This is a genomic window from Ruegeria sp. CF5 (assembly GCF_056537325.1).
Window position 1 is genome coordinate 108,372 of the sequence record NZ_JBQFRI010000004.1, and the last position, 21,906, is coordinate 130,277.

Sequence of the window (21,906 nt, forward strand, 5' to 3'; positions counted from 1 at the left end):
TTACGCAGGTGCAGACCGGTCAGACCATTCAACACCGCTGGTACCTAACAGAAAACCGTTGCTCAGCCGGACGCCGGGCGTGCGATCCTGAACGGCTTGGGACACTGCGCCGGGACCCACGGCCCCACTGACACGCTGACGGTAGACCTCGCAAAGGCTTCCAAACCCTGAGGATTGCGGTGACAAACGCAGTGCGGATACCCCTGCATCGCACAGTGCTTCAATCTGATAATCGACACAGGCATAGCTGTCCGACAGGGTTTGCACCCCGTTCATCGCAAGAAAAGGCTGGTCATCCATCGTGCGGACGTCGAGACCATCGGGGTCCTCTTCGCAGGCAAACTGGCAGTTATCCTTGGTCCGCCCGTGCCTGCGTGCGTGATAGCATCGCCCGGAGATAGCCAACGGCACACGCCCGTGTCCCCAAACCTCGATTGCGACGCCGTGCTCTTGCCCTGCGCGTACGAGAACACGCACCGACGCAAGGGGAAGTTCTGGCGGCAGGCAGATACGGGTCGCGCCGCGCCCAGCAAGCCAACGCAGAGTGCTTTCATTATAAACATTGACCAAGGGGCCAACCGAAAAGGCGGTGCCTTCGGGCAGATAGGCAAGTGCCGTCAGGTCGTTAACCTCGACTTCCGCCCCCATTTCGGCCAGTTCCGCAGTGATCTTGCGCTCACGTTTCAACGTAATCAGCGCAAGGCTGGTCAGGGCAACCTGTTTTCCGGCCGACAGCAGGGTCGAAATCGCGCCGGGAATACGGTCCTGAAAAAAGGGCAGGCGTTTCGAACACACCAATTCGCCCAGAACCACGCGATCGACGGGGGTTGTGGCAAGATTTTCATAAAATTCCGCCCATTGGTCGGCTTTCCAGAAATACTGAACGGGGCCTGCGGTCAGTTCCATGCCGTCACCTCCAGGTTTTTCGATAAGCGCCCGTGGTTGTCGCCTGACCTTCGGACAGCGACGCCAGCAACCCCTCGGGCACGGGCTGGCCCTTGTCGAGCGCGTCCACGGCCGCGCGAAAATTGCGCACGACCTGCGCGACATAAGCCTTGGATCTTTGCCGCCCCTCGATTTTGAGTGCCGTGACGCCTGCCTTTGACAACTGCGGGATCAGCCGTTCGGCATTCAGGCTCACCGGGTCTTCGAACAGGTGCCCGGTCTTGCCACCGGCGCTGAAACAGCCTTTGCAAAGTGTCGGGTAGGGCACCGGCTCGTCCTGTCCGACACGATGGATCGTAAAGCCGTTCAGCCGGGCATCCAGTTTTCCGGCGCTTTCGCGGTATTCCACATGACTGGCCGGTGAGCACACGCCGTTCATGTTTGGCGATTTACCTGTCGCATAAGAAGAAAGTGAGCAACGCCCTTCGGCCATCACGCAGAGGCCGCCGAAAACAAAGACTTCGGTTTCCACATCCGTCTCGGCATTGATGGCAGCGATTTCGGGCACGGACAGGACACGCGGCAGCACGACACGTCGGATGCCAAACTCGGTGGCGCAGAAGTTGATGATATCGGCATTTGCCGCTGCTGCCTGTACGGACATATGGCGCCTTAGGGCCGGATGGGTCCGTGCGGCGTAATCCAGCAGCCCGAGATCAGCCAGAATAACGGCATCTGCCCCTGCAGCCGCAGCATCACCGATTGCCTGATGCCAGATATGTTCGGCACCGGCTCGCGGAAAGGTGTTGATCGCCACCAGAACCTTGGCCCCATGCGCATGCGCAAATGCAACGCCTTCGCGCATTTCAGCCCGGTCAAAGTTCAGACCGGGAAAGTTTCGGGCGTTGGTTTCATCCGCAAAACCACAATAGACGGTATGAGCCCCGGCTTTGACTGCAGCGCGCAACGCCGCAGGTGTTCCGGCGGGGCAGACGATTTCCATTACCATGCCAACGCCTCCTCTGGCCGGGACAGGCACAGCCCGGCACGGCGTTCGGCCAGCCCGACCAGTTGCCGCAACGCGGGAGAGAACGGGCCAGACATGCGCGCCAGTTCATCCGACAAATCAATCTCGCTGTCGTCGATCGCATTGCGCAGGGCAAGTACGGCGGCGGTGTCGCCTTCGATCACCAGATCGCGAGAGAAAAACAGCGCATCACCGTCAACCGCGCCATGCAGCAGGCCCAACAGCACGGACAACGCCCCTGCGATCCTTGCATCGCCTTGCCCATGCCCGCGCAATGCCCGAACGCTTGGGTGGCCACCCTGCGGTTCCAGGCTGATGACAAAGGGCAGGTCGGTGGGATCCAGAATAAACCGCGAATGCGCGTGCTCGCCCAGACGTCGAAACAACGAAGGGTGTCTTACCGCAACGGCTCGGGAGAACTTTGTGAGTGTTATGGACAGCGGCACAAGCGGGGCTACCCGCAAGGCGCGTTGCAGCGGTGCGGGGCACTTTGGAAACGCCGATGGGAAGTGATCCAAGGATTGTTCCTTTTCTGCCTTGGCGGTCAACAGGTTCAGCGTGGTCTTTCTAGGAGCGTGAATCCAAACGTGAATTGACGAACGTCAATTTCGATCCACGAACCTGCTGTTAGGCGCGAACTAGAGGCCGCAATGACAAGGCCCTGCAGGAGAAGACCCATTCGCGACTACCCTCCCTTTCCCAGCCTGCGCCGCTTTCTCGACTGGTGCCGTGACTCCGGGCAGTTCAGCTCAATTCCGCAACCGGTGCCTGTCGCGCACAGAATGACAGCGGTGCACAAGGCTGTACTGGAAGGCGGGGGGCCGGTTCTGCAGTTTGACCACCCGACCGGGGCAGATGGGGCCAGTTTCGACATTCCGGTTGTAACCAATCTGTTCGGACACCCGGATCGCGTTGCTGCGGGATTGGGGGTGGCCCCGGAAAACCTTGGCGCGCTGGGTGGTTTCCTGTCCGAGCTTCGGGCGCCTACGCCGCCGGACGGAATGAGAGATGCACTGGCGCGCTGGCCATTGCTGCGGGCAGCGCTCAGCACACGGCCAAAGGTTTGCCGCAGTGCCCCGGTTCAACAGATAACGCATGAAGGCGAGGCCGCAGATCTGTCCGCACTGCCTGTTCAGACCCACTGGCCGGGCGATGCCGGTCCCCTGATCACATGGCCAGTGGTCCTGACGCGGCCATTCGGGTCGGAACCGGATGAAACCGCGCGCTACAATGCCGGGGTCTATCGTGCTCAGGTTCTGGATCAAAACCGCCTGATCATGCGGTGGCTGCCGCACCGGGGTGGGGCGGCGCATCATCGCAGCTGGTCTGCAAAGGGTCAGGCCACGCCCATTGCGGTTGTCCTTGGTGCTGATCCCGGAATGCTGCTGGCCGCGGCTCTGCCCCTGCCGGAATCAGTGTCCGAGCTGACCTTTTCCGGTGTGCTCAGCGGCACACGTCCACGACTGGTCAGGGCAAAGACAATACCTTTGATGGTTCCCGCCGAAGCCGAGATCGTAATCGAAGGCTGGGTGTCAGCAACGGAAACAGCCCCCGAAGGCCCTTTCGGGGATCACACCGGCTATTACAACCCGGCTGAGCCGTTCCCGGTCATGAATGTCACTGCCGTGACGCATCGGGAAAATCCGTTGTACCTTTCGACCTATACAGGACGCCCGCCGGATGAGCCGGCTATCATCGGCGAGGTTTTCAACCGGCTTGCGCTGCCGACAATCCGTGCGCAGATTCCCGACATTCTGGATGTTTGGCTGCCCCCTGCAGCATGCTCGTATCGTATGGCCGTTGTCAGTATCGACAAGCGCTATCCCGGTCAGGCGCGGCGGGTCATGATGGCGCTTTGGGGGATGTTGCCGCAATTCAGTTACACCAAATCCATAATCGTTGTGGATGACGATATCGACGTCAGAAACTGGGACGACATCGCATGGGCGATCGCAACCCGCATGGACCCGGCGCGGGATGTGATGATGATGCAGAACACACCCATCGACTATCTCGACTTTGCGTCCACGCAACCGGGGCTGACCGGAAAAATGGGGTTCGACGCGACACGCAAAATCGGTGCGGAAACAACCCGCGAGTGGGGGGAAGTCATGACAACGGATCCCGAAGACGCCGCATTTGCGGCTGAACTTCTACGTGATCATCTGCCGGGTCTGGTCTCATGAACAGGAAACGTGTCGTCCTGGGATTGTCCGGTGCATCTGGTGCAGCTTTGGGTATATCGGTTGCAAGGCAACTGCGTGATCTGGGTGCCGAGGTTGATCTGGTCATCAGCGCAGCGGCAGAGCGCACCATTGCTGCCGAATGTGGTCCGGATGGAATGGACAAGCTAAGCGCATTCGCGACACGGGTGCATCCGGCCGAAAACATCGGCGCCTCTATCGCTTCGGGCTCGGTGCCAGTTGCGGGTATGATCGTGGCCCCCTGTTCAATGCGCAGTCTGGCCGCCATTGCTCATGGGCTGGATGACAACCTGCTGACCCGCGCCGCATCGGTTCAACTTAAAGAACGCCGCCGAGTGGTGTTGCTGGCGCGAGAGGCGCCTTTGACGCTGGCGCATCTTCGGAACATGACCGCCGCCACCGAACTGGGGGCAATCATGCTGCCACCGGTCCCGGCCTTTTACCTGCTGCCTCAATCTGTGCCTGAAATCATAGATCAGATTGCAGCACGGGCGATTGATCTGTTGGGAATTGGCCAACCCGTGGCCCGTCAGTGGGATGGCTAGGTTCGATCAGCGCCCCACACCCACATACTTTTCAAAGCCCGAATTCATGGCTCGCTTTTCGGAATAAATGTTACGCAAATCCACCATGCGCGGGGTCTTCATTCCTTTGGCGATATCTTCAAGATTCAGGGCGCGGAATTCGTTCCATTCAGTCAGCAAAACAACTACATCGGCGCCTGCAGCTGCCTTGTAGGGGTCATCCACCCATTGAACACCGGGCAACAAGGCCTCTCCTTCGGCACGGCCCTGCGGGTCCACGACCCGAACCTGGGCGCCGCCTCCAATCAGTGCCGGTACGATTGTAACGGATGGGGCGTCGCGCATATCGTCGGTGTTCGGTTTGAAGGTGACACCCAGAACCGCAACCGTCTTGCCGTTGAAGTTGTCGTCGCAAGCGTCGCGAATTTTGTCGACCATCCGGCTCTTGACGCCGTCGTTCACCCGGATGACGGTTTCAGTGATCTGCATCGGATGGGCATGTTCCTGCCCGATACGTGCTAGCGCAGCGGTATCCTTGGGAAAGCAGGACCCGCCATAACCTGGCCCTGCATGCAGGAATTTATTGCCGATGCGGCCATCCAGACCGATGCCGCGCGCCACCTCCTTGACGTCGCCGCCAACACGTTCACACAGGCCCGCAATTTCATTGATGAATGTGATCTTGGTCGCAAGGAACGCATTGGCCGCGTATTTGATCATTTCAGCGGATTCCAGATCGGTCGTCAGAATCGGAAAATCACGCAGATAAAGCGGGCGATAGATTTCTGCCATCACCTCGGCCGCGCGGTCCGACTCGACACCGACAACCACGCGGTCGGGGCGCATGAAATCGTCTATTGCCGCGCCTTCGCGCAGAAATTCGGGGTTGGAGGCAACGTCGAATTCCGCGTCTGGATTAGCCTCGGCCACAATCTGCTGCACCTTGCGATTGGTGCCGACAGGTACCGTGGATTTCGTGATGATCACCGTGTAACCGGAAACGGCATGCGCAATCTCTTCGGCGGCGGCCATCACATAAGTCAGGTCTGCGTGACCGTCACCGCGGCGGGTCGGCGTGCCCACCGCAATAAAAACGGCGTCAGCCTCGCGCACTGCGGAGGCCAGATCGGTGGTAAAATTCAGGCGTCCGGCAGCGACATTCTTGGCCATCAACGTATCAAGGCCGGGCTCATAAATCGGAACCTTTCCGGCTTGCAACATCTCGATCTTGGCGACTGCTTTGTCGACGCAGGTCACGTCATGTCCGAAATCGGAAAAACACACCCCTGACACCAGGCCCACGTAGCCGGTGCCGATCATCGCAATTCGCATTATCCGAAACCCTTCTTACTCAATTACCGCCGATGGCGGCCCTACATTTGAAGAATCCGCCGCCGGATTCAATGCCTGTAATCAGCGTCCGCTTGCATTCCCTTCGATCTTGAGGTTTTTGGGGCGACAAACAAGAACGTGAATTTGGTGGGGCTTTAATGACCAAAACAGCTTTGATTACCGGAATTACAGGTCAGGACGGATCGTATCTGGCCGAGTTTCTATTGGCCAAAGGCTACGAAGTGCATGGAATTAAACGCCGCGCCTCGTCTTTCAACACACAGCGGATCGATCACATTTATCAGGACCCGCACGAACCAAACCCGAAGTTGCGGCTGCATTATGGCGATCTAAGCGACACTTCGAACCTGACGCGAATCATTCAGGAGGTGCAGCCGGACGAGGTTTACAACCTCGGCGCGCAGTCCCACGTGGCGGTCAGTTTTGAATCGCCGGAATATACGGCGGACGTGGATGCCCTTGGCACCCTCCGCCTGCTTGAGGCGATCCGGTTCCTCGGGCTGGAAAAGAAAACACGCTTTTATCAGGCATCGACTTCCGAGCTTTACGGTCTGGTTCAGGAAATCCCTCAACGCGAGACCACGCCGTTTTATCCGCGCAGCCCTTATGCGGTGGCCAAGCTTTATTCCTACTGGATTACCGTCAACTACCGTGAGGCCTACGGCATGTATGCCTGCAACGGCATCCTGTTCAATCACGAAAGCCCGCGCCGCGGCGAGACCTTTGTGACCCGCAAGATCACGCGGGGCCTGGCGAATATCGCGCAGGGCCTGGAAGACTGCCTGTACATGGGCAACATCGACAGTCTGCGTGACTGGGGCCATGCCAAGGACTATGTGCGGATGCAGTGGATGATGCTGCAGCAGGACAACCCCGAAGATTTTGTGATCGCGACCGGCAAACAATATTCTGTTCGCCAGTTCATAGCGTGGTCGGCGGCCGAGCTGGGCGTTACTCTGGAATTCTCGGGCGAAGGCGTGGATGAAATCGCAACTGTTTCCGCGATCAAGGGCGAAAATGCCCCGGCGCTGAAGGTCGGTGATGTCATCGTCCGTATCGATCCGCAGTATTTCCGCCCGGCCGAAGTGGAGACCCTGTTGGGCGATCCCACGAATGCAAAACAGAAACTGGGCTGGGAGCCGGAACTGACCGTCCAGCAGATGTGCGAAGAAATGGTCTCCGAAGATCTGAAAACGGCCAAACGTCATGCATTGCTCAAAGAGCACGGGTATGAATTGCCGGTTAGCCTGGAAAACGGCTGAGGAGTAGGCTGATGCGTAAGATCTATGTCGCCGGTCACCGGGGTATGGTAGGCGGTGCGATCCTGCGCCGCCTTCAGGATCGCAAAGAGGCGGGCGAGCCGCTGGAACTCGTGACGAGAACCCACGCAGAACTTGATCTGACGGATCAGTCCGCCGTTCGAACCTTTATGGAAACCGAACGCCCCGATGTCGTGATACTTGCCGCTGCAAAAGTGGGCGGTATTCACGCCAATAACACATACCCAGCTGATTTTATTTATGAAAACCTGATGATCGAGTGCAATGTGATTCATCAGGCTTTTGCTTCGGGCGTCAAGCAACTGTTGCAACTGGGCAGTTCCTGCATCTATCCCCGAGCAGTTCCGCAGCCAATGCGCGAAGATGCGCTGCTGACCGGGGTTCTGGAACCCACCAATGAGCCGTATGCCGTGGCCAAGATTGCAGGCATCAAGCTGTGCGAAAGCTATAATCGCCAGCACGGTGTCGACTATCGCTCGGTCATGCCCACGAACCTCTACGGGCCGGGTGACAATTTCCACCCTGAGAACTCGCATGTTCTGCCCGCGCTGATCCGCCGTTTCCATGAGGCGGCCCGGGATGGTCTGGATGAGGTCGTGATCTGGGGAACCGGGAAGCCGCGGCGCGAGTTCCTGCACGTGGACGATATGGCCGAAGCCTCTCTGTTTGTGCTGGACTTGCCACGAGCCGATTACGAGGCGAACACGCAGCCTATGTTGAGCCACATCAACGTCGGCTGTGGTTCGGATGTGTCGATTGCCGAATTGGCCGCGCTGGTGGCGAAAGTCACTGGTTTTTCGGGCAAGATAACCCAGGACACCAGCAAACCCGACGGCACAATGCGCAAGTTGATGGACGTTTCGCGGCTTGCTGACATGGGCTGGACCGCGCGGATTGAACTGGAAGGCGGCATTCGCGAAACCTACGATTGGTTCCTCAAGCAATCCGACACTGACATTCGGGTTTAAGGGCCGCCCGGCAAACCTGCCGGACGGCCATCCATCAATACCAGCGTCCGATGGCAATCATGGCAGGTGCCGATGTGGAAGTATCGGAGCTTGCCGACATCACCTGATAAGCAACCTGAGTGGCCGATGCTGTGTCGCAGCCAACAAAACGCTGCGGCGCGCCGCCGTTTCCACTGACGGCGGGGGTGCTGCCAGCGACGAATGTGGCCGGGAAATCCCACGTCATGATTGCACCGGTGTCGAACAGTGCGCCTTGCGCATTCGTACAACTCACTCCGGCAAGCGTCGCCGAGCAAATCTGGGTTCCGTCGGCAAATCTTACGAACTCTCCGTTTGCGGTGCTGCCGCGTTCGATGACGGCACCCGTGGGTGCACCGGCATTTTCAGAAACCGTGCCCACCAGATTACCAGGACCATACCCGTAATCCGCCCGCATCAGTCTGCCGGGGGTGGTGTCGTCAGCACTGTTCTGCACGGCCGCTCCGCTGGCTGTTCCCGCGGACGGATCAATGGCCAGCGCTTCAGTCCACGATCCGCCATCCGTCGATACCTTGATGGAAAACCCTGTTCCCCCGGCCAGCCCCATTTCCGCGTGACCGGTCCAGTTTGACTGGAACAGCAGAGATGCGGTGTCTCCTGCGCTCGCTTTGTTAATTTTCAACTGATGCCCGGCCCCTTCGTGAGACAACAGCGTTGCCGGAGCACGTACCGACAAGCGGTTGTTCTGATCATGGCTGGTCGCAATGCCGACACCATCGAGATTCTGAAGCTCAACAGGCGGCTCGACCCACGCTGAGCCGTCCCAGACCACAAGCCGGCTTGCGGCAGCATCCCATGCCCGCCACCCCGCGCGGGCAGAGAAAAAGTGCCATGTGTCGTCCAGCAAAGCCGCAAGCTTACCCGCCTGACCAACCCAGTCTCCGGTCGGGTTGGCCCCCAGGCTGTGAATATCCCCCTCGGCAGGCGAGACCGGCGGTGTCATCGCATTGGTAGACGCCAAACTCAATTGAACGACAAGGTCCAGTTTGCGCAGTGCCTCATTGTGGGTGACGTGTTTTTGGGCCTGAGAAGGTTGCAAAAAGGGCAGGGCCAAAAGCGGCGAGATCTGTGGCATCGGAATCTCCTGTCGATGTTGTCCGGCAATTCGAATTGCGCGCAACCCTGCGACCGAACCAGTAAATCTCATCCGAGCAGCCCGAACTCTCAGTTGATTTTTTGTTTACCGTAATTTCTCGAATTGGAAACAAACGCCACAATTGGGCCCATTTGTAGACCCAGCCGCGACCTTCACCGCCTGCAACATGGTTTGTGGAGTGGAAACAAAATTGTGGTGGGGCCATGAAACCGGTGTTTCAGGGGCGTCTGACGGCAGGTCAGGCTGTTCTGGATTTAGATTTGCGTGATCTTCAGATAATTGACGGGCCGTCGGGGCCGATCCTTTACGCGGCAACAGGTCAGAACGGGGGCATCAGTGCCTTTGACGTGAACGAGGGTGCTCTGGCATCGTCGCTTCCTGGAAAGGTGTTCTTTTCACCGGCGGATGTCGGGCTGGGTGTCGGTACGCTGGTCGACGCCGATACAGGGACCGGGCCAAAGCTGTTGCTTGGATCGGGGCCGGGGCACAGTTTGATCGGATACGACCTGCATGCGAATGGCGGATTTGGCAGCAAAGCCGAAACCGGACTGCCGAGCGGCTCGGGCGGAACAATCAGCGGAGTGGCAACTGCATATCTGACGGATGGTCGGATGGCCCATTACGTACTGGATGCGAATTCGGGAAAACTTGGCAGCTACGTAGAAAACGCTAACGGCGGATTGGATGCGATCGCAGATGCACAAATAGACGCGCTTGAAACGCAGAAGGGTGCAAGCATTCACGACGTGCAGTCGGGCGGTTCGCGCTACGTCGTAGTGGCAGGAAGTGGCTGGTCGGGCCCGGGCAACGTCACCAGCTACCGTGTCGATCCGGCGACCGGCGCATTGGAACAGCGCGACATTAGCGGCGCTGTCGACGGATTGGGAATAAACACGCCAACCACAATGGCAACCGTCAGTGCGAATGGAACCGCCTGGGTCGTCGTCGGCGATGGCGCTGCTCAATCCCTCAGCGTCCTGCGTTTGGGCGCAGATGGCAGCCTGACACCGACCGACTACTTGTTGGATACGCAGGAAACGCGTTTTGGCAATGTTCAGTCTGTTGCGATGCTGGAAACAGATGGCAGGATTTTTGTTGTCGCCGGTGGAGGGGATGACGGATTTACCCTGTTCACCCTTCTGCCCAACGGCCATTTGCTGCAGCTTGCGACGCTTGCGCAAGCACCCGGGCGCGGCCTTCGCGACGTCACGGCATTGGAAATCGTCCGCGTCGGCGACGAGTTGCAGATATTTGCTGCAGGTGAGGGCGCCCCCGGAATTTCTCAGTTCCGTGTTTCGTTAAAGGATCTTGGGCAGGTAAAGCAGGATCAGGATCCTGAGGCCCAGACCGTTATCGGAACAGGCGGCGATGATTTGATCGTTGCGACCGGCGAAACCGCCTCTGCTGGGGCGCGTGACCGGCTTGAAGGCGGCGCGGGGGATGACATTCTGGTTTCCGGAGGCGACGGCAGCGACATGGCTGGCGGCTCAGGGGCCGATGTATTCGTTGTGACCGAGGGCCAGCATCACATACTGGACTTCGATCCCGCCAAGGACGAGCTGGACGTTAGTGGATTGCCGTACCTCTACAGCCCCTTGCAACTGGATCACGATGTAATACCGGATGGGATTGTACTGCGCCATAACGGAACTGAGATCCGTATTACATCGGCCGATGCCAGCCCACTGACATTGGCCGATCTTTGGCCGGGTAACCGTTTTGACAGCGCAAACCATTTTCCTGTTGGTTCACAGGCTCCGGGTGCACCAATCAATGTATCCGGCAGCGACAACGCGGACACGATTGAAGGCACCTGGGCGAACGAGATTTTTACGCTGGGTGCTGGCTCGGACGCGTTTGTCCTGATGTCCAATTCGGGCGCGGACACGATCACCGACTTCAACCCTGCCGAAGATCGCCTGGATTTTTCGAAACTGGACACTGTTCAACAGGCCGCTCTGACGTCTGTTCAGGTCGGCTCCACACGGATCATAACATTTGGGGACAGCTCCACTCTGAAACTGACGGGTGTTGATGTGAACTCAGCTCCGCAAGGGACGGCTTCTGTGTCCGGATGGCTTGGCACAGGCCAATCTCTCCAGGCAAAGACCGAGAACATACAGGACGCAGATGGCATTGGAACCGCGTTCACCTATCAGTGGTTACGCAATGGGGTGGAGATTTCCGGAGCGACAGCAGCCAGCTATCGATTGAAGGACTCGGACGCGGGTGCTCAGTTTTCCGTCCGTGTAAATTACATGGACGGGTTGGGGACATGGGAATCCGTCCAGAGCCAGAAAACAGGCTCAGTTTCCGCCGCATGGCGGGGAAACAATTTGAACAACGTCATGCAAGGCAAATCCTCTGTTGATTTTATCGAAGCACTAGGTGGGAACGATGTGGTTTTTGGCAATAAAGGGAACGACGCGATCTTTGGCGGCTATGGAAATGACAAGCTGTATGGCCAGTGGGGCCAGGATTACATGGTAGGAGGTCGTGGTAATGACAGGCTTCTGGGCGGTCAGGGCGCTGATCGGCTTGATGGGGGTGACGATCACGATTTTCTTTCCGGTGAAGATGGCAACGATGAGTTGTTTGGAGGATCGGGGAACGACGTTCTTCATGGCGGCATCATGCACGATACTCTTGATGGTCAGCGCGGCAACGACAGTCTGAACGGTTGGTATGGGTCAGACATACTCAGAGGGGGTGATGGGCACGATAAGCTATATGGGTCGTTCGGTGTCGATCAGCTGTTTGGTGATGCAGGTAACGATCTGCTGCAGGGAGGTGGTGGAAACGACAAGCTTTGGGGTGGCAGGGGCGATGACATTCTGAAGGGCGGACCTGCGAATGACCTTTTGTATGGGGAACAAGACAACGACGAACTTCGGGGGGGGAACGGGGACGACTCGCTTTGGGGTGGTGAAGGCCATGACAGATTGTTCGGACAGGGAGGGAACGACCAGTTATTTGGTGATCACGGTGATGATTTTCTTGCGGGAAAATCTGGGGTGGACACTCTATGGGGCGGCAGCGGTAACGATATTCTTATTGGTGGGCTGGGTGATGACATTCTCCACGGAGGGAGTGGCGCAGACGAATTTCGCTTTGTCGGGAACCACATGAACGACACGATCAACGATTTTGTTCCGGGGCAAGACACGATTTCGCTGGTAGGTCTGGCCAAGTCATACGACGCCCTGACGATTGAAGCGCGTGAAGGCGACGCATTCATTACCCTCGGCACGGGGATCATTCATCTTGTGGGCGTAGCACCCGATCAGTTGAGCGCCGAGGATTTTCTTTTTCTGTAGACAAATAAAAACCCCGCAATGCCATACGGCAATTCGGGGTTTTTGAGTGGGCGATTACAATCGCCCGCTTCCATTTAGGCCGTGCATCAGCTACGGGCGTAAACGTCTTCGTAGCGGATAATGTCATCCTCACCCAGATACGAACCGGTCTGAACTTCAATCAGCACCATCGGAACCTTGCCCGGGTTTTCCATCCGGTGAACTGCGCCGAGCGGAATATAGACCGACTGATTTTCCGAGATGAGGGTAACTTTATCGTCCACGGTAACCTTGGCGGTTCCTTCAACGACGATCCAATGCTCGGAACGGTGATGGTGCGATTGCAGGCTCAGGGACGCGCCGGGGTGAACATGGATGCGCTTGACCTGAAAACGGTCGCCAATCACCAGACTTTCAAACCAACCCCAGGGCCGGTGATCGACGGGCAACGCTTCGGCCTGTTTCGCCCCTTTGGCTTTCAACGCGGCCACCGCCTGTTTGACGTCTTGTGCCTTGTCCATGCTGGCCACAAGAACCGCATCGGGCATCGCCACTGTAATTACGTTTTCCAGCCCCATCGCGACAACCTCTTGTGCGGGCGTCTCAGAACGCACAAGAACGTTTTTGCAGTCAATGGCAGTCACTTCGCCGGTTGTTGCGACACCGTTTTCATCGGGTTCACTCAGTTCCTGAACTGCTTGCCAGTTGCCCAGATCAGACCACCCGGCAGAGTATGGGACAACGCTGAGATTGCTGGCTTTTTCCATAACCGCGTAGTCGATCGAGATGTCTTCGACCTGGTCCCAGGCTTTTGGGTCCAGTCGCAGGAAACCCAGATCAATCTGGGCATCTTCGACGGCCTTCTGAACGGGCGCCAGCAGCTGTGGGGCGTGCTTTTCGAAGGCGGCCAGAATATCGCGCACTGAAAACAGGAAAATCCCCGAATTCCACAGGTAGCTGCCATCTTTCAGCATGGACTTTGCGGTTTCCAGATCCGGTTTTTCCACAAACCGGCTCAGTGGAACCGTCGCACCTGAGCCATCTGGCTTTTGTGCAAGATTCAGATAACCGTAACCCGTTTCAGGGCTGGTCGGTGTAATGCCAAACGTGATCAGATCACCATTGGCCTGAATCGCACGAACGCCTTCTGCGATGGCCTCGTGGAAAGCACCTGTGTCCGGTACCACATGGTCTGACGGTGCCACCAGCATGATGGCTTCAGGGTCTTTCTTCGCCAAATGCAACGCGGCGGCCAGAACCGCCGGTGCGGTGTTGCGGCCATCCGGTTCAATCATAATCGGACCAGGGTCCATCCCGATCGAGGCCAGTTGTTCGGTGACGATGAACCGAAAAGCCTGATTGGTCAGCACCATGGGGGCGGCATAGGGCGCACTCGCCGGGCCTCGCATCCGCTCGGCACAAGCCTGTAACAGCGTCTCGTTTCCTACCAGTGGAACAAATTGCTTGGGATAGCTTTTTCTGGACAACGGCCACAGCCGTGTGCCGGAGCCGCCACAGAGAATGATAGGATGAACAGTTGTCATAATGCCCGTGCTTCTAGACCAATTGAGGGAGAGGGGCCGCTGAGAGGCCCCTAAGACTGGATCGCAGTTTTGTCACTGCGCGGCATGTTCGGCAAGGGTCAGATCCTGCAAATAACTGGACAAGTCAGCGCGCAGGTCGTCACGCGCCAGCGCAAACGCCACGGTTGCCTGCAAAAACCCTGCCTTTGACCCGCAGTCAAATCGTTGCCCGTTAAACCGGTAGCCATAAACCGGAACACCACCTGCGATGTCATCCGCAATGGCATCGGTCAGCTGAATCTCTCCACCGCTTCCTGTTTTCATCTGGTTGAGATTGTTCAAAACCGTCGGGCTCAGAACGTATCGCCCGATAACGGCAAGATTCGAAGGTGCTTTGTCAGCCTCGGGCTTTTCAACCATGCCCCGGGCAGACACAACCGCGCCCATGTCTTCGGCAACGTCCAGAACGCCATATGCGCTTGTTTTTTCGGCGGAAACCTCCATGGCGGCAACCATGTTGCCACCGGTTTCAGCGTATGCTTCGATCATTTGCTGCAAGCATGGCTTTTCGGCAGCGATCACATCGTCCGGCAGAATGACTGCAAATGGTTCATCACCGATCAGGCGGCGCGCGCACCAAACTGCATGCCCAAGCCCCAGCGCCTTATGCTGGCGGATATAGGCAATAGCCCCGCTTTCCATGTTGGTCGCTTCAAGAACTTCGAGAAGATCGTCCTTGCCTTTTTTCTTGAGCTCCTGCTCAAGAGTCAGGTTGTGATCAAAATAGTCCTCCAGCGCGGACTTTCCGCGTGAGGTTACAAAAATAAATTCCTTGATCCCTGCCGCGCGGGCCTCGTCGATGGCGTACTGTACCAGAGGACGGTCAACGAGGGTCATGATCTCTTTGGGAACAGATTTTGTTGCTGGCAAAAATCGGGTGCCTAACCCAGCAACCGGGAAAATTGCTTTGGTCACCTTACGCGTCATAATACCTCACAGAATCTTAGCAAACCGGAGCAGCCGGGTGTCCCTCATATGCGGAACGCTGCGATCTATCAATGTTAACTGCACTTTACACATCAACTTCGCCGAATTCTGCCACTCAGCCACATTGAGGGCAAGTTGATAGGTTTCAATGACTGTGGCTGCAAGTTCCGAAGACCAGCCGCATCATCTTGAAATCGTGTAGAAAGGGGACAAGAAAAGCGCCAAACTTACTGTTTCTGATACAGATGGAATTACCTCCACGGCGACTGATTGTCCTTGCGCGATGTTGACCGATGTCGCCTGTGGTGCGTCAAGCACGTTTCATCACGCGGAATCGTGATCGACTTGAAAATACAAATGCGCCGGAGCCAGTTTTGGCCCCGACACTTCAGTCTCGAATGCTTTGTGTTATGCGCTGATGATGTTGTGGGCAGGCCCGTAAGGAAAGCCCGTGATATTTTCAGCGCCATCTTCCCCCACGACCAGAATATCGTGCTCGCGGTAGCCACCGGCGCCGGGTTGACCCTCGGGGACCCAAAGCATGGGTTCAATCGAAACCACCATCCCGGGTTCCAGAACCGTGTCGATATCCTCACGCAACTCCAGACCTGCTTCGCGCCCATAATAGTGGCTCAGTACGCCAAACGAATGACCGTATCCGAACGACCGGTATTGCAGCAGACCCTCATCGGCAAAGAACCTGTTGATTTCGGCGGTGATGCCCGAGCAGGTCGCGCCGGGCCGGATCAGGCTGAGGCCAAGCTCATGCGCGGCGACATTTGCCTCCCACAGCTTCAGGGATGCCGCGTCAGGTTCGCCCAGAAACAGAGTCCGTTCGAGCGCGGTGTAATAGCCGGAGATCATCGGGAAAGTATTGAGAGACAGGATGTCACCCTTTTGCAGGGCCCTGCTGGTCACCGGGTTATGTGCACCGTCCGTGTTGATCCCGGATTGGAACCAAACCCAGGTATCCCGATACTCGGCACCTGGATGCGCGCGGGCAATCTCGGCCTCCATCGCGTCACGACCGGCCATCGCAACTTCGATCTCGGTCACGCCTTCGCGGATTGCGGCATGAATTGCGGCTCCGCCAACGTCTGCAGTATGTGCGCCGCTTTTGATCAGAGTGATCTCTTCGTCGGACTTAACCAGTCGGGCGGACATTGTGTCTGCTGCGATATCGACCAGTTCCGGGCCGCCAAGCATATCCTGTGCCACATCGCGGGACGCCAGCGTCATGTGATCGCCTTCGATACCGACACGCTTTGCACCCCCGATCAACGAGGCAACGGCCCGCCAGTAGTTGTTCCGCTTCCAGTCGGTATAGATCACGTTCTCACCCACCGAGCGCCGCCAAGGCTGTCCGGCGTCAATATTTGCCGAAACGGTCGTAACCGCTTCCTGGGTAACGACGCATCCATAGGGGCGGCCGAATGCGCAATACAGAAAGCCGGTGTAATACGCGATGTTGTGCATCGACGTCAGCAAGACAGCGGGAATGTCGCGCGCCGCCATGATTGAGCGCAGCATGCTCAGGCGGCGATTGTATTCAGCTTCGCTGAACTGCAGTGGCGCTTTTGACCCGTTGTGGCAGGTGAAAAATTCGGGGCGATTGGATAGGTCAGTCATTTCGGTCTCCGTTCAATGCCGAACGGAATCCGCCCGGCCACGAAGTCCCGGCGTTCAGGACAATGCGGCCTCGGCACTCGAGGACCGTGCAAGCCGGAATTTCCGCGACGCCATCGCGGCCGGTCCGCACGGTGAAATGGCTAGATTAAGAAAAGCGACACGTCAAGACGGAGACATGCCCCGCAATCGCTCCGAACGCCTGCGCAACAGTTCCACAGTCGTCAACAGCGCGATCGAGATCACGACAAGGATCGTCGCAACGGCCAGGATCGTCGGGCTGATTTGTTCGCGCAGACCGGTAAACATCTGCCATGGCAGGGTTTTCTGGCTTGCGGAGCCTACGAACAGGACCACCACCACTTCGTCAAATGAAGTGATGAAGGCAAACAGTCCGCCTGAGATTACGCCCGGCAAAATCAGCGGCATCTGCACCCGGAAAAAGGTTGTTACCGGATCAGCGCCCATATTCGCCGCCGCTCGGGTCAACGAGCGGTCGAATCCAACAAGGGTGGCCGTAACCGTGATGATCACAAAGGGAATACCCAGAACGGCGTGGGCCAGAACAACCTTGATATAGCCTACAAAGTTCTTGGGCAGGCCAAGCGTTCCTTCCAGCCAGTTGCCGATGGAGGAGTAGAAAAAGAACATGCCCGTGGCCGAGATGATCAATGGCACGATCATTGGCGAAATCAGAATTGCCATGATCGCGCGGCGGCCCGGCACGTGGCTTTGACTAAGTCCAATTGCTGCCAGCGTGCCAAGTGACACGGAGATTATCGTGGCAATTGGTGCGATGATCAGCGAGTTTTTGAAACTGCGTTGCCATTCGTTGTTGGTGAAGAAATCGCGGTAATGCTTGAGTGAATACCCTTCGGGATCAAAACGCAGCATTTCCGGAGTGAACGTAAAGAAGTCCTGAGCGTTGAAGCTGAGAGGCAGCACAACAAGAATCGGCGTGATCAGGAAGATGAAGATTGCGCCGCAGATCGCCCGGAAACCGTAATGCCACAGCACCTGATTTGACGTAAGATACGGTGGCAGTCCGTGACGATAGTGGCGATAGTGCACCCAGAATACCAGCTGCGCGGCAATGACTCCGCCAATAATTCCGAACAGAGCACCGCCCAAGCTGCCCACAGCCAAACCGATCAGCGCACCCAACAGGGCGCTGACGATCTTGGCGGGTCTGGCTGAGTCGAACAGTGCGATGACCGAATAGGCGTAGCCAATCGCCAGTGCAGCACCAGCCGCCACGGTCAGCAGGAATTCTGAGAAATCAGATGCGGTCGAGACACCGGCCACAAAGCTGACCGCTGCAACGACAAGACCTACCAGTGACAGCGTGAAGGACAGCGAAACCGGAACTTTGATATCAGAAAGATCGTTTGCCATATTCACTTAACCCAGCTTCACGTTGTCGATGCCGACGATCTTGTCGTAGGCCCAGTAAAGGATCAGAACCACCGCAAGAAGGATCGTTCCAAGCGCGGCCGCGAGCCCCCAGTTAAGCGATGACGAGATGTGATAAGCGATCCGGTTCGAGATAAAGACGCCTTTGGTGCCGCCGACGATTTCGGGCGTGATGTAGTAACCAATGGCAAGAATAAACACGAGGATCGAGCCCGCACCGATACCGGGCACGGTCTGCGGGAAGTAAATCCGCCAGAACGCGGTCCAGTTTGTGGCGCCCAGCGATTTCGCGGCTCGCAGATAAGTGGGCGGAATGGTCTGCATCACGGAATACATCGGCAGGATCATGAAGGGCAGCAGGATGTGAGTCATCGCGATGATTGTGCCCAACTGGTTGTTGATCATCACCAGACGCGCATCATCGGCTACTAGTCCCAGCCAAACCAGCACATCATTGATGACGCCCTGTTGTTGTAGCATCACCTTCCAGGCTGACGTCCGAACCAGCAGCGAAGTCCAGAATGGCAGCAGTACAAGGATCATCAGAACGTTTGCCTTACGTGCCGGCAGGTTCGCAAGTATCCAGGCCACGGGATACCCTAGGATGACACATGACAGCGTAATCACCAGCGACATGATCAACGTCCGCCCAAAGAGCTTTACGAGGATCTGCTTGCTTTCCGGTTGCGCCTGGGCCCCTTCGGGTGTGCGGCGCATGTCGACAGCGTTAAGGAAGTAGCCATTGGTCAATGGGACGGAATGTGTCTTGATCGTTCGCCATGTATCCGGATCTCCCCAGTCCTTGTCGATATCGATCAGCGTTTCCTTGAACGGTCCGTCCGTTGCAGGATCCAACCGTCTGATCTGGCGACCCGATTTGCGGAACAGAGACGACATCCCCGTCTGCTCATAGTTCAAGCGGGTTCCCAGTCGGGTATGCTCTTTGGCTTCGATCGCCACCACCATGTCGTTGACGAACGCGTCAAAGACCTGTTCATCCGGCAACTCTCCGCTATTGGCGTCCCATTCCTGCAAAGCTTCGACGGTCAGGGGCAGAGTGTCGGAGACGATGTTGTTTTCAACCGACCGGAACAACATCGATGCAATCGGTATGATGAACGACAAGAGCACAAACAGCAAAAGCGGCGCGATCAAAGCCAGAGCCCTTAACCTTTGATTCCGCAAAGATCGTTGCAGGCTTCGCTTTAGCGGTGTGCCATCAGCTGCCAGCACCGGGCCGGATTGTGTCTCGTCGCTCATCTTCGTCCCCGTCTGTGACGTGTTTATTGGTCAAAAAGTGACTAACGAATGCCTGTAGAGAAGAGGGCCAGATGGCCCCCTTCGGTAGTGCGTTTCGCTTATTGCGCCAGCCACGCCTGGAATTTGGCGTCGATGTCGTCGCGGTAATCCGCCCAGAACTCGTAGTTATAAAGGAACGTGTTCTTTGCGTTTTCCGGATCGGTCGGCATATGCGGTGCCATGTCGATACCAAGATCGGCATGCTGACCAACCAGAGGTGCCGACGAGGCGCGTGCCGGGCCGTACGAGATGTACTTGGCCTGATCTGCCAGACGCTGGGTGTCGGTCGCGAACATGATGTAGTCCAGCGCACGCTGCTTACGCTCATCGCTCAGGCCCGCCGGGATGATCCATCCATCCAGATCGAACACCTGTGCGTCCCACAGCATGGCCACGGGTTGGTTCTGTTCTTCGATGACCGAGAACAGACGTCCGTTATAGGTCGAACCCATCACGACCTCGCCATCAGCCAAAAGCTGCGGTGTGTCGGCACCGGCATTCCACCAGACGACGTTGTCCTTGATGGTGTCCAGCTTGGCAAGCGCCTGATCCTGACCTTCTTCGGTGGCAAGCACGTCATAGACGTCTTCCTTGGCAACGCCGTCACACAGCAGCGCCCATTCCATGTTGTTGATCGGGCGCTTTTCCAGCGAGCGCTTGCCGGGATAGTTTTCCAGATCGAAGACATCGCAAATGTTGGACGGCGGAGTGTCGCCAACCAGATCAGTGCGATAGCCGAAGGTGGTCGAATAGACGATCTGTGGAATGAAGCATTCCGAAACCAGCAGGTCACCAAAATCGTCTGCAGCAGATGTGCCGTCAGGCGCCGGGGCCAGCATCGTGTCGGGATCGATTTCCATGGCCAGACCTTCGTCGCACAGGCGAATGGCGTCAGCCGCCACAACATCGACCACATCCCAGGTGATGTTGTTGGCCTCGTTCATCGCGCGCAGTTTGGCAACGGCTTCGGCCGAGCTGTCGTCGTTGATGATCGTGACGCCGGTCTTTTCCGAATAGGGCTCGTGATACGCCTTAAGCTGCGACTTGGAATACGCGCCACCCCATGACACGATGGTCATTTCCTGAGCGGCCACCGACCCGGCTGCTGTCGTAGCGGCCAGAACGGCGAGAATCTTTGTCGTTGATTTCATTTTTTTCTCCCAGTTGGTTTACCCGAGTTTTTTTTATGCGAGACCGGAGCGGGTTTTGGTCACCGGTCTCGTATTGTTGTTTGCTGATTCGTCAGGCGTCCAGCGCCCGACAATCCTGCGGCAGCCAGCCAATTTCGATGATCTGGCCTTCTTTGAGTCTAACCGCATCCGGTGCATTTCGTGTCTTCACGATGAAGTCATCATTTCCGGCCACAGAAAGACGGAAACGGAAGATGTCACCCATATAGATGAATTCCTTGACTTCAGCCTTCAGCATGTGTGCGTCGGCGTGCAGCCTGTCCTTGTTGAATTCCACACGTTCCGGGCGGATCGAAACCTTGGTCCGTTCGCCGACCTCCGACACGTTGACCGGTTTGGCGTCGATCTCTTCGCCATCATCCAGCTGGATGACGCACCTGTCCCCATCAATGGAACTGACGGTTCCGGTCAGCGTGTTGTTCTCGCCGATGAACTGCGCCACGAAACTGTTTTCGGGCTCTTCATACAGCTGGTCAGGTGGGGCGATCTGCTGAATGCGACCATCGTCGAACACGGCAACCCTGTCTGACATGGTAAGAGCTTCGGTCTGGTCATGCGTCACATACACAGTCGTGATGCCCAGGTTATGCGCCAGGCGCGTAATCTCGAACTGCATATGCTCGCGCAACTGCTTGTCCAGTGCGCCCAAAGGCTCGTCCATCAGCACGAGCTCGGGTTCAAAAACCAGCGCACGGGCCAAGGCAATCCGTTGCTGCTGGCCACCCGAAAGCTGCGCCGGGCGTCTTCCGCCGAACTCACCCATCTGAACCATATCCAATGCGCGTTTGACCTTGTCTTCACGATCGGACTTGCCGATTTTCCGAACCTCCAGCGGAAACGAGAGGTTCTCGGCTACTGTCATATGCGGGAACAGTGCATAGTTCTGGAACACCATCCCGATGCCACGTTTGTGTGGCGGGATGTTGTTGATCGGTTGCCCGTCCAGCAGAATTTCCCCGTGAGTGGCGGTTTCGAAACCCGCAAGCATCATCAGACAGGTTGTTTTTCCGGACCCCGAAGGCCCAAGCATTGTCAGAAACTCTCCTCTTGGTAAGGACAGGTTCAGGTCCTTCACCACCAGAGTTTCACCATCGTATGATTTCTGTACGCGTTCGAATCTAACGAACGCATTGTCGTTTGCCGTATCGGCCACGTGATCTCCCCGTCTAATGTTCCTGTGGCAAGTTGATCCCGCC

At 57.2% G+C, this 21,906-nt stretch carries 17 protein-coding genes; 5 read left to right on the top strand and 12 right to left on the bottom strand.

Translation table 11 applies throughout. From position 1 onward, the window contains the following. From ubiV to ubiT, 3 genes are read right to left on the bottom strand one after another with little or no spacing between them, the layout of a single operon-like run. Complete coding sequence (gene ubiV, locus ACR0NW_RS11865) at positions 1 to 906, bottom strand: ubiquinone anaerobic biosynthesis protein UbiV (RefSeq protein ID WP_480450442.1); 906 nt, start codon at positions 904 to 906, stop codon at positions 1 to 3. 4 nt (positions 907 to 910) lie between these two features. After that, a complete protein-coding gene (gene ubiU / locus ACR0NW_RS11870; RefSeq protein WP_480450583.1) occupies positions 911 to 1,888 on the bottom strand; it encodes a ubiquinone anaerobic biosynthesis protein UbiU in 978 nt (325 codons plus the stop codon). Next, the gene (ubiT, locus tag ACR0NW_RS11875) at positions 1,888 to 2,430 is read right to left on the bottom strand and encodes a ubiquinone anaerobic biosynthesis accessory factor UbiT (RefSeq protein ID WP_480450441.1); all 543 of its coding nucleotides are present in this window, start codon (positions 2,428 to 2,430) and stop codon (positions 1,888 to 1,890) included. The genes ubiU and ubiT overlap by 1 nt, the downstream gene beginning before the upstream one ends. Before the next feature lie 159 nt (positions 2,431 to 2,589). Here ubiT and ACR0NW_RS11880 point away from each other — a divergent pair, with 159 nt between their 5' ends. Both ACR0NW_RS11880 and ACR0NW_RS11885 read left to right on the top strand, forming a co-directional pair. Then, the gene (locus ACR0NW_RS11880) at positions 2,590 to 4,098 is read left to right on the top strand and encodes a UbiD family decarboxylase (RefSeq protein ID WP_480450581.1); all 1,509 of its coding nucleotides are present in this window, start codon (positions 2,590 to 2,592) and stop codon (positions 4,096 to 4,098) included. Then, on the top strand, positions 4,095 to 4,661 hold the full coding sequence (locus tag ACR0NW_RS11885) for a UbiX family flavin prenyltransferase (RefSeq protein WP_480450439.1): 567 nt from the start codon (positions 4,095 to 4,097) through the stop codon (positions 4,659 to 4,661). Before ACR0NW_RS11880 ends, ACR0NW_RS11885 begins: the two co-directional genes overlap by 4 nt. A 6-nt stretch (positions 4,662 to 4,667) precedes the next feature. On the opposite strand, the gene ACR0NW_RS11890 is transcribed toward ACR0NW_RS11885, so the two are convergent. Then, positions 4,668 to 5,972, bottom strand: a complete 1,305-nt coding sequence (locus ACR0NW_RS11890; RefSeq protein WP_480450438.1) for a UDP-glucose dehydrogenase family protein — start codon at positions 5,970 to 5,972, stop codon at positions 4,668 to 4,670. A 158-nt stretch (positions 5,973 to 6,130) separates the two neighbouring features. On the opposite strand from ACR0NW_RS11890, the gene gmd reads away from it, so the two are divergent. Together gmd and fcl are read left to right on the top strand one after the other, a co-directional pair. Beyond that, a complete protein-coding gene (gene gmd, locus ACR0NW_RS11895) occupies positions 6,131 to 7,255 on the top strand; it encodes a GDP-mannose 4,6-dehydratase (RefSeq protein ID WP_480450437.1) in 1,125 nt (374 codons plus the stop codon). 11 nt (positions 7,256 to 7,266) lie between these two features. After that, positions 7,267 to 8,241, top strand: a complete 975-nt coding sequence (gene fcl, locus ACR0NW_RS11900) for a GDP-L-fucose synthase (RefSeq protein WP_480450435.1) — start codon at positions 7,267 to 7,269, stop codon at positions 8,239 to 8,241. A 34-nt stretch (positions 8,242 to 8,275) separates the two neighbouring features. On the opposite strand, the gene ACR0NW_RS11905 is transcribed toward fcl, so the two are convergent. Further along, positions 8,276 to 9,355, bottom strand: a complete 1,080-nt coding sequence (locus tag ACR0NW_RS11905; RefSeq protein WP_480450434.1) for a DUF2793 domain-containing protein — start codon at positions 9,353 to 9,355, stop codon at positions 8,276 to 8,278. A gap of 224 nt (positions 9,356 to 9,579) precedes the next feature. Here ACR0NW_RS11905 and ACR0NW_RS11910 point away from each other — a divergent pair, with 224 nt between their 5' ends. Then, positions 9,580 to 12,693 carry a M10 family metallopeptidase C-terminal domain-containing protein gene (locus ACR0NW_RS11910; protein ID WP_480450432.1) on the top strand — a complete coding sequence of 1,038 codons (3,114 nt, stop codon included), beginning with the start codon at positions 9,580 to 9,582 and terminating at the stop codon, positions 12,691 to 12,693. An 86-nt stretch (positions 12,694 to 12,779) separates the two neighbouring features. Here the strand turns inward: ACR0NW_RS11910 and ACR0NW_RS11915 are convergent, their stop codons facing one another. The 7 genes from ACR0NW_RS11915 to ACR0NW_RS11945 all read right to left on the bottom strand — a co-directional run bounded on the left by ACR0NW_RS11915 (position 12,780) and on the right by ACR0NW_RS11945 (position 21,863). Beyond that, positions 12,780 to 14,216, bottom strand: a complete 1,437-nt coding sequence (locus tag ACR0NW_RS11915; protein ID WP_480450430.1) for a mannose-1-phosphate guanylyltransferase/mannose-6-phosphate isomerase — start codon at positions 14,214 to 14,216, stop codon at positions 12,780 to 12,782. A 72-nt stretch (positions 14,217 to 14,288) separates the two neighbouring features. Then, the gene (gene galU, locus ACR0NW_RS11920) at positions 14,289 to 15,182 is read right to left on the bottom strand and encodes a UTP--glucose-1-phosphate uridylyltransferase GalU (RefSeq protein ID WP_480450429.1); all 894 of its coding nucleotides are present in this window, start codon (positions 15,180 to 15,182) and stop codon (positions 14,289 to 14,291) included. A gap of 408 nt (positions 15,183 to 15,590) precedes the next feature. Then, positions 15,591 to 16,811: an aminopeptidase P family protein gene (locus ACR0NW_RS11925; RefSeq protein ID WP_480450427.1), complete on the bottom strand. Its 1,221-nt coding sequence runs from the start codon at positions 16,809 to 16,811 to the stop codon at positions 15,591 to 15,593. 162 nt (positions 16,812 to 16,973) lie between these two features. Beyond that, on the bottom strand, positions 16,974 to 18,203 hold the full coding sequence (locus ACR0NW_RS11930) for an ABC transporter permease (RefSeq protein ID WP_170652825.1): 1,230 nt from the start codon (positions 18,201 to 18,203) through the stop codon (positions 16,974 to 16,976). Positions 18,204 to 18,209: 6 nt separating this feature from the next. Further along, on the bottom strand, positions 18,210 to 19,481 hold the full coding sequence (locus tag ACR0NW_RS11935) for an ABC transporter permease (RefSeq protein ID WP_480450425.1): 1,272 nt from the start codon (positions 19,479 to 19,481) through the stop codon (positions 18,210 to 18,212). 98 nt (positions 19,482 to 19,579) lie between these two features. Continuing rightward, positions 19,580 to 20,671 (bottom strand): extracellular solute-binding protein, encoded by a 1,092-nt coding sequence (locus ACR0NW_RS11940; RefSeq protein WP_170652829.1) that lies wholly within the window; start codon positions 20,669 to 20,671, stop codon positions 19,580 to 19,582. Between the two features lie 91 nt (positions 20,672 to 20,762). Continuing rightward, complete coding sequence (locus ACR0NW_RS11945; RefSeq protein WP_170652831.1) at positions 20,763 to 21,863, bottom strand: ABC transporter ATP-binding protein; 1,101 nt, start codon at positions 21,861 to 21,863, stop codon at positions 20,763 to 20,765. Positions 21,864 to 21,906 lie beyond the last annotated feature (43 nt).